Origin of the sequence: Pandoraea fibrosis (assembly GCF_000807775.2) — a bacterium.
Classification (GTDB): Bacteria; Pseudomonadota; Gammaproteobacteria; order Burkholderiales; family Burkholderiaceae; genus Pandoraea; species Pandoraea fibrosis.
Genome location: NZ_CP047385.1, coordinates 1,989,748 through 2,000,655, shown reverse-complemented (window position 1 = coordinate 2,000,655; position 10,908 = coordinate 1,989,748). Strand labels below are relative to the sequence as shown.

Sequence of the window (10,908 nt, the reverse complement as noted above, 5' to 3'; positions counted from 1 at the left end):
TCTGGGGGCGTGGTCGGGCATGAGCGCGATGGCGTCGCGTGAGATCACGCGACGGCGTCCTATTGCGCCGGACGGCGATGCCCGCCGTTGCCGTTGCGCTTTTCGCCCGGGGCACGCGGTGCGACGGCCGCCGCGCGACTCTCGGCCGTGATCACCTCGACCTTGGCGCCGTCACGCAGCTTGTCCATGCCGTCGATCACGAGCTTCTCGCCGGGCGCCACGCCCGACTCCACCGCCACATTGGTGCCATCGGTCGGCCCGAGCTTCACCGTCTTGAGCTTGACGGTCTGATCCTGCTGTACGGCGTAGACGAAGCTGCCCTGCGTGCCGCGCTGCACGGCCGCGCTCGGAATCAGCGTGGCGCCCTTGAGCGTGTCCACGAGCATCTTCACGTTGACGAACTGGTTCGGGAACAGCAGGCCCTCGTTGTTGGCGAACTCGGCCTTGAGCTTCACGGTGCCGGTCGTCGTGTCGATCTGGTTGTCGATCGAGGCGAGCTTGCCGCTCGCGAGCTTGATCTTGCCGGCGCGGTCGAAGGCTTCGACCAGCAGCGTCTCGCCGCCGCGCGAACGCTTGACCACCTTCGGCAGGTTGTCTTCGGGAATGGTGTAGACGACGGTGATCGGCGTGACCTCATTGATGATCACGATACCGTTGGTGTCTGACGCGTGAATGATATTGCCCGGATCGACCTGACGCAGGCCTGCCAGCCCCGAGACGGGGGCAGTCACGCTCGCGTAGCTCAATTGCAGACGCGCATTGCCGAGCTGGCCTTCGTCGGACTTCACCGTCCCTTCGTACTGCTTGACGAGTGCGCGTTGCGTGTCGACCGTCTGTCCGGCGATCGAGTCTTGCTTGAGGAGGGTCTCGTAACGGGCCAAATCGAGTTGGGCGTTCTTGAGCAATGCCTGATCGTGGGCAAGTTGCCCTTCCATCTGCGTGACCTGTACCTGGAACGGGCGCGGATCGATCTCGGCAAGCAACTGGCCTTCCTTGACCATGTCGCCCTCTTTGAAGTGCACCTTCATGAGCTGACCGTCGACGCGCGAATGCACAGTGACGCTGCGCGTCGGGGTGACGGTGCCCAATCCGTTGAGGAAGACCGGCAGATCGCCCGTCTTCGCCTCGACCGCCGTGACCGGCGTGGCAGGTGCGCCAGCCCCGGCCATGCCGGCCGGGGGGCCACCGCGCCGACCGCCCGCCTGGGCAGGCCCTTGCGCGTTCTGGGAATGCAGCCGGTAGTAAACACCGCCCGCGATGAGCACGACGATCAGCCCGATGACGCCGGGCACGAGCCAGCGGCGCGTGCGTGAAGACGCCTGGACTGCCCCTGTGCTGCGTTGCGCCCCGGGATTGGGTGGCGTGGGCCGATCAGAACCGTTCGGTGGTTCCGAACCGTGGGGACCGTGCTCGGTCATGACTTCCTCGTAACAGCGGAGTAGTTAGCGGATTCGTCCGATGCGGACGACATACTTTTTTTGTCTGATTGCTGCGGCGCGGCAAATGGCTCGGCAGCCCCTGGAATCGCTCCGGGCGGCGCCTTGCGCCGGTCTTGGCTGATCAGCATAGCAGACCGTCGTGAAAGCCCGATGCGATCGCTGATTACATCGGCTTTCCGTGCAGATAAGCGAAAAGCTCGCTGCTGAGAGACCGGTGGCGCGGCCGATGGTTCGCGCCGCCCTCGGTGCGACGTGTCTGGCAGCGTCGGCATTCCCTGCAATGCCTTGTCGCAGCGCTCTCGCGGTGCGAGAGGTGCGATTGGGTGTGCGGAATCTGCCGCTCGCACGGCAGTGAAATTGCAGCCAGGCCCCTGCAAAACAGTCGCGAAACTGCCGCGAACGACCGCGTATTGAGCAGAGCGAAGCTTACGTGATGAGGACGAAATTCGTGCGTAACCGAAGCTGGCTCTATTATTACGCATCGTTACAGACGACCAAGACTGTAATGTCCGGAAACAAAACGCGTGTCAAGCCGCGCGGGGAGGCCACTATCATGACGACACTACCTGTCCGAACGAATATGAAGATTCTTGTTGTCGATGACGATCCCGATCTGCGTGATCTGCTGCGCGAATACCTGAGCCGCCACGGCTTCTCGGTCGCGGTGATGCACGATGGCGACGGGCTAGCGGCACGCCTCGAGCGTGAGCGTCCGGCCCTGATCGTGCTCGACCTGATGATGCCCAAGGTCGATGGCCTCACGGCGTTGCGTGATCTGCGTGCACGCAACGACGATGTGCCGGTCATCCTGCTCACGGCGCGCAGCGACGAGATCGACCGCATCGTGGGACTGGAAATCGGTGCCGACGACTACCTCGGCAAACCGTTCAGCCCGCGCGAGTTGCTGGCCCGGATCAACGCCGTGCTGCGCCGTCGCAAGACGCCCGACGCCGCTGTGCCCGAGCAACGCGAGAACTACACGTTCGGCCCGTTCGTGCTCGACTTCCGCAGCCGCACGCTGACCCGCGATGCGCAGTTGCTCACGCTCTCGGACGGCGAATACGGCTTGCTGCGCCTGCTGGTGAACCACGCCATGCAGGTGCTCTCGCGCGAGCGCATCATCGAACTGCTCTACGGCGCCGACAGCGACGTCAACGACCGCGGCATCGACGTGCAGATCTGGCGCTTGCGCCGTCTGCTCGACGAGGACGCACAGAGCCCGCGCTTTATCCAGACCGTGCGCGGGCGTGGTTACATCTTCGTACCTGACGGCCAACGCGCCGATATGGCCACCGGTTGATCGACCGGTACCGGACGCGACGCATCGCCGTCGTCCCGTTCGAAGGCATTTTCTTCCGGTCTGAGAAGGACTCCGGCATGACGCCGACACCGCTTATCCCGGCCCACATGCGGAGCATCGTATGAAAGGCCGTTTCGACACCCTGTTTGGCCGACTGGCGTTGCTCATCATTGCTGCGCTGGTCATCAGCCATTTCTCGTATCTCACGATCCTGCGCAGCGATCATGACGACACGCGCGTGCAAAACGCCGCCGAGCAAATGGCGTTCATCATCAAAGCCGCGTCGGAAGTGCACGACGGCAACTCGACGCTCTCGCTGCCCGATCTCGTGCAGGTCGTGCCGGTCTCGTTCGCCCATGGCGACGTGTTCGAGCCGACCAGCAAGAACGCCCGTCTGACGACCGAGCTTGCCCGGCGTCTGCCCGCCGGCACGCAATTGCGCGTCGAACGCACACCGCCGCCGCGCATCTGGGCGCGTCTGCCGGGTCGCGATTACTGGATCGCCACGCCGGTATTGTCTGTGCGCAACCCGCCGGGCACGGCCACGATTCTGCCGGGGCTGGCTGCGGTCCTGGGGATTACCGTCATCTTTGCGCTGTTTGCCGCCTGGCAGTTGCAGCGGCCGGTGCGGGATATGGCCGCCGCGGCCGAACAACTCGCGACGCATCGTGTTCGAACGCAGGTCAAGGAGCGAGGCCCGCTGGAGCTTCGCCAGTTGACCGAGCGTTTCAATCGCATGAGTCACGACATCGTCCAGACCGACCGCGAGCGCAATACGATGCTGGCCGGTATCGCCCACGATCTGAAGACACCGCTCGCGCGATTGAGACTGCGCGCCGAAATGCTCGACGACGTGCAGATGAGCGAGGGCATCACGCGCGACGCCGAATCGATGACCCGCATCGTCGATCAGTTCCTGCTGTTTGCGCGTGGCGTTGAGATGGATAGCGCGGCGTCGCCGGTCGAAGCGCGCATTCCTGCGCTGATTGCACCGTTCCTCGATCAGGGCTACGCCATCGAACTGGATTTGCAGGCCGGCCCCGGCTTCAGGCTGCGCCAGACCTACCTCGAGCGGATCGTGAACAACCTGCTGGACAATGCGGTGACATACGGCCGGGCTCCGCTCGCCATTCGCACGTCGCAAGATGCCAGCGGCTGGCGTCTCGTTATCGAAGACAGCGGGCCGGGAATTCCGAATGACGACATCAACCGGATCGTGCGGCCTTTCGTGCGCCTAGATCCGGCGCGTGGCGGCAACGCCCATTGCGGGCTTGGACTGGCCATCGTCGACAAACTGACCCAGCAATTGGGGGGGTGCGTCTCGTTCACCAACCGGCCCACGGGTGGTTTGCAGGTCACGCTGATGTTCCCGCCGGACGACCCGGGCGCAGAGTAAGCCGCGCAACACGCCCGTCAACGCCAGCCGTTCGAGGTGGGCGCGCAGGCCAGATCGGGCGACCGGCGTTGCTGCACCGCGCGTCGCGCGCGTGAATTCCCGCACAATGACAAAACCCGCCGTCGATAAACGAACGGCGGGTTTTGTCATTTCAGGCACTGCATCACATCAAGCCACAGCCAGGCGATCCAAGGTTGGGGGGCAAAACGATAACTGGGCTGCTGCTTTACTGCTCTCAGGGACACGGTGGAGATGGCAAAGCGCTATGACCTTAGGGTGTCACAGCGACTGTCGGCTCCCCGACCTCCCTGGCATGTGACCGGCAATGCCAGTCCGGCTCTCGCCGGCAAATTACTTGATCAAGAACTTCTCTTTGTTCTTCCCGACCCACTTCGGCGCGCGGCCACGGCCCGACCACGTTTCGCCAGTGGTCGGATTCATATACTTCGGCGCAATCTGTGCACGAGCAGCGCGGCGGCGGCCGTCCGTCGTGGCAAGACCCAGATCCTTCGCGGTGAGTTCGTATTCCTGGATCTTCTGTTTGACTTCGGCGATGACCTGGGCCACTTCGCGGGTCCGGGCCTCTTCGATTTGCTTTTCGATCTTTTCGCGTTGCGCGACGAGTTCCTTATAGCTTGCCATCTGGCGTGTCCTTACGTTGTTAAAATGGATCGCCACTTAAAATAGCACGAGTTTTAATAATTGGAAAACAGCATTTCCGTGAAATGAGTCTGAGAACGCACAAATTTCATTGAATTGTCCGATCTGAACTTCAGAAAATGCACAGGATCGGGGCATCAATCCACGATTACCACGGCGCCCGCGTTGCCGATATCCCTCGATAAGCGGTGTCAATTCCCTCGCAATGGGAAGGGAATTCTGCGCACAGTGATCAGGACTCCACGCGGCACTATAGGTTCACGCGCCATCCTGCAAGATTTGGTAAGGATTTGCCGGGCTAGGGCTCCCTCGCCCGTAGCGTCGACATTTTGATCGCTCGACGCCTCAAGATATACGATCAAAAATATTTAAGTGCAATCCGATCATTCTGTGATCCGAAGCAGTCTGCCCATTCGGACTTTTCGCATCCGTCGCGAAGATTTACGGATAGCTCGAGTTGAGAATTGGCCCTGGGAATTAGGCGGCTTTGGTCCGACGCCCGATTGGTATCGGCACACGCCTCACGCATCTTTGCTCGCAATGTGCGTTTTGCGAATATCACGGGCAATAGGCTTTCGGTCGCCATCCGCGAGACGGGATACCGATAAATCGGGACAAAGCGACACGCTTTCCCATTTGTTGACGTATACGTCACTCTCATGCGCCGATGTCATTTCCCGAATCGAAAGAGTTTTCGTAAGATAAGACAATTCATCGGTATGCAATGTCTCGTCGATGCCCGTGGTGTCAGGCTCCCCGCAAAAAAATAGCGATCGCATCGATGAAATTAAGCAAATCCTGATTTGCCATGATCGGCAATTGCCATCTGAATTCGAACTGATTCAACAGGAATTTTGAACGCATGACGACGCCGACCATTGCCGCAGATTCGCACTCGCCTTTCGGCTCCCCCGCCCCGACGCTCACCACCGAACGTACGATCCTGCGTCAGTGGCGCACCGACGATCTGCCGCTTTTTGCCGCGCTCAACGCCGATCGCGACGTCATGCGCCACTTTCCAACGACGCTCGATCGGGCACAGAGCGATGCCGTCGCCCTGCGGCTGGCGCGACATCTCGAGACGCATGGTTATGGCCCGTGGGCGCTGGAGATTCCGGGGGTGACGCCGTTCGCCGGTTTCGTCGGCCTGATGCGCGTCGGCTTCGACGCCCCTTTCGTACCGGCCGTCGAGATCGGCTGGCGGCTGGCATCCGCGTGGTGGTCGAAGGGCTATGCAACGGAAGCGGCAAACGCGGCGGTGCAGTTCGCGTTTGGCACGCTGGGTCTGGACGGGCTGGTCTCGTTCACCGTTCCCGCCAATGTGCGCTCGAGAGCCGTCATGCAACGTATCGGCATGCGCCACTGCCCCGACGAAGACTTCCTGCACCCCTTGATTCCGACGGGTCATCGCCTTCGCCGTCATGTCCTGTATCGACTCGACGCCAACGAATTGGCGCCCGACAAGCGGTGAGCGTCGCCTTCGCGATTGAAGCATGCGCTTAATTCGTGGGACAATCCGAGTCTTTGCGCCAGCCGTCCCCCCATCGTGTCGCGCGCCGTCATCATCCCGCTCATCATCGCTTGCGCCCTGTTCATGGAGAACATCGACGCGACGGTGATCACTACCTCGCTGCCCGCCATGGCACGCGACCTCCATCAGGACCCGATCTCGCTGAAGATGGCGCTCACCGCCTACGTGGTCGGGCTCGGCATCTTCATTCCGATCTGCGGCTGGGTGTCCGACCGCTTCGGTGCGCGCAACGTCTTTCGTACCGCGATCGGCATTTTCATGGCCGGCTCGATTCTGTGCGCGTTGTCGTTTTCCTTGCCGACGTTCGTCTTCGCCCGTTTCCTGCAGGGCGTCGGCGGCGCGATGATGGTACCGGTCGGGCGTCTCGTGATCTTCCGCGCCGTGCCCAAGCACGACCTGGTCAAGGCCATCGGCTATCTCACGATGCCCGCTCTGCTCGGTCCGGTCATCGGCCCGCCGCTTGGCGGCGCCATCACGGCCTATCTGCACTGGCGCTGGATCTTCTTCATCAACATTCCGGTCAGCCTGCTGGGCATCTACCTTGCGGGCAAGTACATCGACAACGAGCGCGGCGGCGACGCGGGACGCCTCGACACACTCGGCTTCGTGCTCTCCGCACTGGGGAGCGGCCTGCTCATGCTCGGGCTGGCCATGATTGGCGAACATCAGGTGGCCGACAGTGTCGTGATCGCCATGTGTGGGCTGGGCGCCCTGTTTGCCTACGCCTACTGGCGGCACGCCAATCGCGTGCAAGCGCCGCTGCTCGACTTCCGTCTCCTGCGCATTCCTACGTTCCACGCCAGTGTCGTTGGCGGCTCGCTCTTCCGTATCGGCCTGGGCGCCGTGCCATTTCTGCTGCCGCTGGCCTTGCAGGAAGGGTTGCATATGGACCCGTTCGAGTCCGGCATGATCACCTGCGCGTCCGCGTTTGGCGCGATTTTCATGAAGGCGATTGCGCAACGGGTGCTGGCGAAATTCGGCTTCCGCCGGGTGCTGATCGTCAATGCGGCACTCGCCGGATTGGCGTTGTCGTCTTACGGGCTGTTCACGCACAACACGCCGGTCCTCGTCATGCTCGGCGTAGTGGCGTTCGGTGGCTTCTTCCCGTCGTTGCAATTCACTTGCCTGAATTCGATCGTGTACGCCGACATTGCCAGTGCCGACGCTAGCCGCGCGACAAGTCTTGCCAGCGTTGTGCAGCAGCTATCGCTTGGGTTGGGTGTGACGATTTCGGGGATGGTGCTACAGGCAAGCAGCCGGCTAGCGGGCCATGAGCAATTGACGGCCAGCGACTTTCTTCCGGCATTTCTCGTGATCGGGCTGTTCTCCTGGCTGTCGATCCCCGTCACCCGGCAGTTGCCTGCAGACGCGGGCACAGAGCTGGCACGCAAGCACTGAGCGGCAGGCACGGCGTCGAATCTGCCTTGCCCAGTGCCCTGCTTTGCGTCCTGACGCGCTGACTTGCGCGCCTTATTTCGCTTCGTCCGACTTCGCGCTCACGCGGGAGAGCAACACGTGAAGCGCCATACCCGCGACCATCGCGGCCACGAACCACAGTGCCTTGCCGGACCCCGCACCCAGCAGCACCAGCGCCGGGCCCGGGCAAATGCCGGCGATCCCCCAGCCGATACCGAACAGCAACGCGCCGAACACCAGCCGTTTGTCCAGACCATGCAAAGCGGGCCAAACGCGTGGCTCGCCCGTCCAGGCGAGTGCATGCTTGTGCGCCAGACGGAACCCGACCAGCCCCACAGCGATGGCCCCGCCCATCACGAAGGCCAGCGATGGGTCCCACTTGCCGGCGATGTCGAGAAAACCCAGCACCTTCGCCGGATTCGCCATGCCCGCAAGGATCAGCCCAAGCCCGAACACGAGGCCGCCGATGAATGCGAAAAACAGCTTCTTCATGCGACACCTCCCACGTTCAGGACATGGCGCACGACGAACACCGTCGCGACACCCGTTGCCATGAAGCACAACGTGGCGACGAGCGATCGCCACGACAAGCGCGACAGACCGCAGACCCCGTGACCGCTAGTGCATCCCGATCCCAGCCGGGTGCCGAAACCCACCAGCAAGCCGGCCACAATGAGCATGGCCGTGCCGGCGTCGATCTGCGCCTCGGGCACGACGGCCACCGCGCGGTACCCCCAGGGCGCCGCCATCATGCCGACGATGAAGACGATGCGCCACCCCACATCGCCGCCGCGAGGCCGCAACAAGCCGCCGACGATGCCGGAGATGCCTGCGATGCGTCCGACCGCGAGCATCAGCCAGACGGCCGCGAGTCCAATCAGCGCGCCACCGGCCAATGCGGTCCAGGGGGTGAAGTGAAGCGTGTCGAGATGCATTGGGGGTGTCCCTCTATTTCGGACAGAACTGATCGTAAAGGCAAGCCAGCACCGCAAGCACGGCCCCATCCGCGACCGAATAGTAGATGCGCTTGCCATCGCGACGCGTATTCACCAGCGCCTCGGTGCGCAGCACGGCGAGTTGCTGCGAGAGCGTCGGTTGCCGGATGTCGAGTTGCGCTTCCAGCTCGCCGACGGACAACTCCCCCTGCGTGAGCTGGCACAGGATCAGCAGACGGTCTTCGTTGGCGAGCGCACGCAGCAGTGCCGTGGCGTCGCGCGCGGCGGTTCGCAGTCGCGCAATATCCAGCGGGGCGACGTCCGCGCGGACGCTCGCCCGCTCGACAGGGGATAGCGCAGTCACTCGGGGCATGGCAGGATCGATACGAATCAGAAAGTCACGGCGCGACGAGATGTCACGTCCATTGCGTACACTTTACTGATTTATAATATATGAATTGATAAATTTTCGCAGGAGCCGGTCCATGTCAGCCACGCCAGCAAACATCGAAGCCTTTTTCGACACTGCCACCGCCACGGTGACTTACGTCGTGTTCGATGCGCCGGGCGGTCACGCGGCGATCATCGATCCCGTGCTCGACTACGACCCGAAGGCTGGCCGCACGCATACGGGGTCGGCCGAGCGTGTCCTCGAATACGTCGCAGCACAGAAGCTCACTGTCGACTGGATCCTCGAGACGCACGCGCATGCCGATCATCTGTCGTCGGCGCGCTGGCTCAAGGAGCACGTGGGCGGGCGCATTGCCATCGGCACGCACATCCGCGATGTTCAGCACGTCTTCAAGAAGCTGTTCCATCTGGGTGCCGATGTACCGCCGGACGGCTCGCAGTTCGACCATCTGTTCGAAGATGGCGAGACGTTTGCCATTGGCGCCTTGCAGGCCGAGGCGATGTTCGTGCCGGGCCATACGCCGGCCGACATGGCGTATCGCGTAGGCGATGCCGTCTTTGTCGGCGACACGCTTTTCATGCCCGATGTCGGCACCGCGCGCTGCGACTTTCCCGGCGGCAATGCCCACACGCTGTTCCGCTCGATTCGCCGTTTGCTGGCACTGCCGGCATCGACACGTCTGTTCATGTGCCACGACTATCCGCCCTCGGGACGCGCCGCGAACTGGCAAACGACCGTTGGTGAACAGCGCCGCGCGAACATCCATGTGCACGATGGCATCGACGAAGATACCTTCGTCGCCATGCGCGAAGCCCGCGACCGCACGCTCGACATGCCCACGCTGATTCTGCCCGCCGTGCAAGTCAACATCCGCGCCGGAGACATGCCCCCGCCGGAGGCCAACGGTACGCGCTATCTGAAGATCCCGCTCAACGCGCTGTAAGCTGTTCGGCCAACGCATCGCGCGCCTGCGTCACCCATTCGGGTTCGCCACGGCGCGCGGGCAGCAGATGGAACTCGGCATCCGGCAGCCGGGGCAAACGCCGCCCGGGCATCAACGTCTCGATACGTGCGAGCGCCGGGCCGGCCGCCGATGCATTCAGACACGCCACCCCAAGCCCCGCGTTCAACGCCAACTGCAATCCCGCAACGCCTGACGCAACATGTGCAATCGTGTAAGGCACGCGATGCTCGTCGAGCCATTGCGTGGTGAAGCGGTGAAGCGCGCAGGTATCGGGGAGCACCAACAGGGGTAGCGGCACCCCCTCCTCCAGCACGAAATCCGGCGACGCGACCCAGTCAAGCGACTCGCGCCCCAGTGGGCGGGTGTCCGCGACCGCGTCGCGGCCGAGCGCCTTGCCAAGCACGCGCATCGACAAACCGATGTCGAAGTCGCCAACGTCGTAACCCGACTCGATCACCCCGCTTTTCAGAATCGTGACGTGAATGCGCAGCGACGGATACGCCACGCTCAGGTGCCGCAGCATGCGCGCCACATCGCCAGGCCGGAAATAGTCCGTGATGGCCAGCCGTAGTTCACCCGCAAGCGAAAAGCCACGCACGTCATGCCATGCCCGCTCGGATTGCGCGATCAATTGCCGTGCATGCGTCAGAAGGCGCTCGCCCGCCGGCGTCGTCGCGACCCCTTGCTTGCCGCGGGTGAACAACATCACACCAACACGCTCCTCGAGCTTGCGGACCTGTTCGCTCACCGAAGACTGCGACAGGAAGACACGCGGTGCGGCCGCCGACAGGCTCCCCGCCTCGGCCACGGCGACGAAGGTACGCAACTGATCGAAATCGAATCCCGGCACCATGA

At 62.8% G+C, this 10,908-nt stretch carries 11 protein-coding genes; 5 read left to right on the top strand and 6 right to left on the bottom strand.

What is annotated here, in order from left to right:
• Nucleotides 1-59: 59 nt before the first annotated feature.
• Nucleotides 60-1,418, bottom strand: a complete 1,359-nt coding sequence (locus tag PI93_RS09030; protein WP_080759072.1) for an MdtA/MuxA family multidrug efflux RND transporter periplasmic adaptor subunit — start codon at nucleotides 1,416-1,418, stop codon at nucleotides 60-62.
• 601 nt (nucleotides 1,419-2,019) lie between these two features.
• On the opposite strand from PI93_RS09030, the gene PI93_RS09025 reads away from it, so the two are divergent.
• Nucleotides 2,020-2,739, top strand: coding sequence for a response regulator (locus PI93_RS09025; RefSeq protein WP_036663232.1), 720 nt, complete (start codon nucleotides 2,020-2,022; stop codon nucleotides 2,737-2,739).
• Between the two features lie 121 nt (nucleotides 2,740-2,860).
• A complete protein-coding gene (locus tag PI93_RS09020) occupies nucleotides 2,861-4,135 on the top strand; it encodes an ATP-binding protein (protein ID WP_039367505.1) in 1,275 nt (424 codons plus the stop codon).
• Nucleotides 4,136-4,486: 351 nt separating this feature from the next.
• On the opposite strand, the gene PI93_RS09015 is transcribed toward PI93_RS09020, so the two are convergent.
• A complete protein-coding gene (locus tag PI93_RS09015; protein ID WP_039367503.1) occupies nucleotides 4,487-4,777 on the bottom strand; it encodes an H-NS histone family protein in 291 nt (96 codons plus the stop codon).
• An 880-nt stretch (nucleotides 4,778-5,657) separates the two neighbouring features.
• Between PI93_RS09015 and PI93_RS09010 the strand changes: the two genes are divergently transcribed.
• Together PI93_RS09010 and PI93_RS09005 are read left to right on the top strand one after the other, a co-directional pair.
• On the top strand, nucleotides 5,658-6,266 hold the full coding sequence (locus PI93_RS09010; protein ID WP_052240479.1) for a GNAT family N-acetyltransferase: 609 nt from the start codon (nucleotides 5,658-5,660) through the stop codon (nucleotides 6,264-6,266).
• A 123-nt stretch (nucleotides 6,267-6,389) separates the two neighbouring features.
• Nucleotides 6,390-7,724: an MFS transporter gene (locus PI93_RS09005; RefSeq protein WP_052240507.1), complete on the top strand. Its 1,335-nt coding sequence runs from the start codon at nucleotides 6,390-6,392 to the stop codon at nucleotides 7,722-7,724.
• Between the two features lie 72 nt (nucleotides 7,725-7,796).
• Here the strand turns inward: PI93_RS09005 and PI93_RS09000 are convergent, their stop codons facing one another.
• Genes PI93_RS09000 through PI93_RS08990 form a run of 3 tightly spaced genes read right to left on the bottom strand, consistent with a single transcriptional unit; the run spans nucleotide 7,797 to nucleotide 9,050 of the window.
• Entirely contained in the window at nucleotides 7,797-8,234 is a 438-nt protein-coding gene (locus PI93_RS09000) for a DUF6691 family protein (protein WP_039367499.1), read from the bottom strand.
• Nucleotides 8,231-8,677 (bottom strand): YeeE/YedE family protein, encoded by a 447-nt coding sequence (locus tag PI93_RS08995; protein WP_039367497.1) that lies wholly within the window; start codon nucleotides 8,675-8,677, stop codon nucleotides 8,231-8,233. Before PI93_RS08995 ends, PI93_RS09000 begins: the two co-directional genes overlap by 4 nt.
• Nucleotides 8,678-8,690: 13 nt before the next feature.
• The gene (locus tag PI93_RS08990) at nucleotides 8,691-9,050 is read right to left on the bottom strand and encodes an ArsR/SmtB family transcription factor (RefSeq protein ID WP_080759071.1); all 360 of its coding nucleotides are present in this window, start codon (nucleotides 9,048-9,050) and stop codon (nucleotides 8,691-8,693) included.
• Nucleotides 9,051-9,162: 112 nt separating this feature from the next.
• Between PI93_RS08990 and PI93_RS08985 the strand changes: the two genes are divergently transcribed.
• Nucleotides 9,163-10,032, top strand: coding sequence for an MBL fold metallo-hydrolase (locus tag PI93_RS08985; RefSeq protein ID WP_039367495.1), 870 nt, complete (start codon nucleotides 9,163-9,165; stop codon nucleotides 10,030-10,032).
• On the opposite strand, the gene PI93_RS08980 is transcribed toward PI93_RS08985, so the two are convergent.
• A complete protein-coding gene (locus PI93_RS08980; protein ID WP_039367861.1) occupies nucleotides 10,019-10,903 on the bottom strand; it encodes a LysR family transcriptional regulator in 885 nt (294 codons plus the stop codon). The two genes, PI93_RS08985 and PI93_RS08980, sit on opposite strands and share 14 nt — an antisense overlap.
• Nucleotides 10,904-10,908 lie beyond the last annotated feature (5 nt).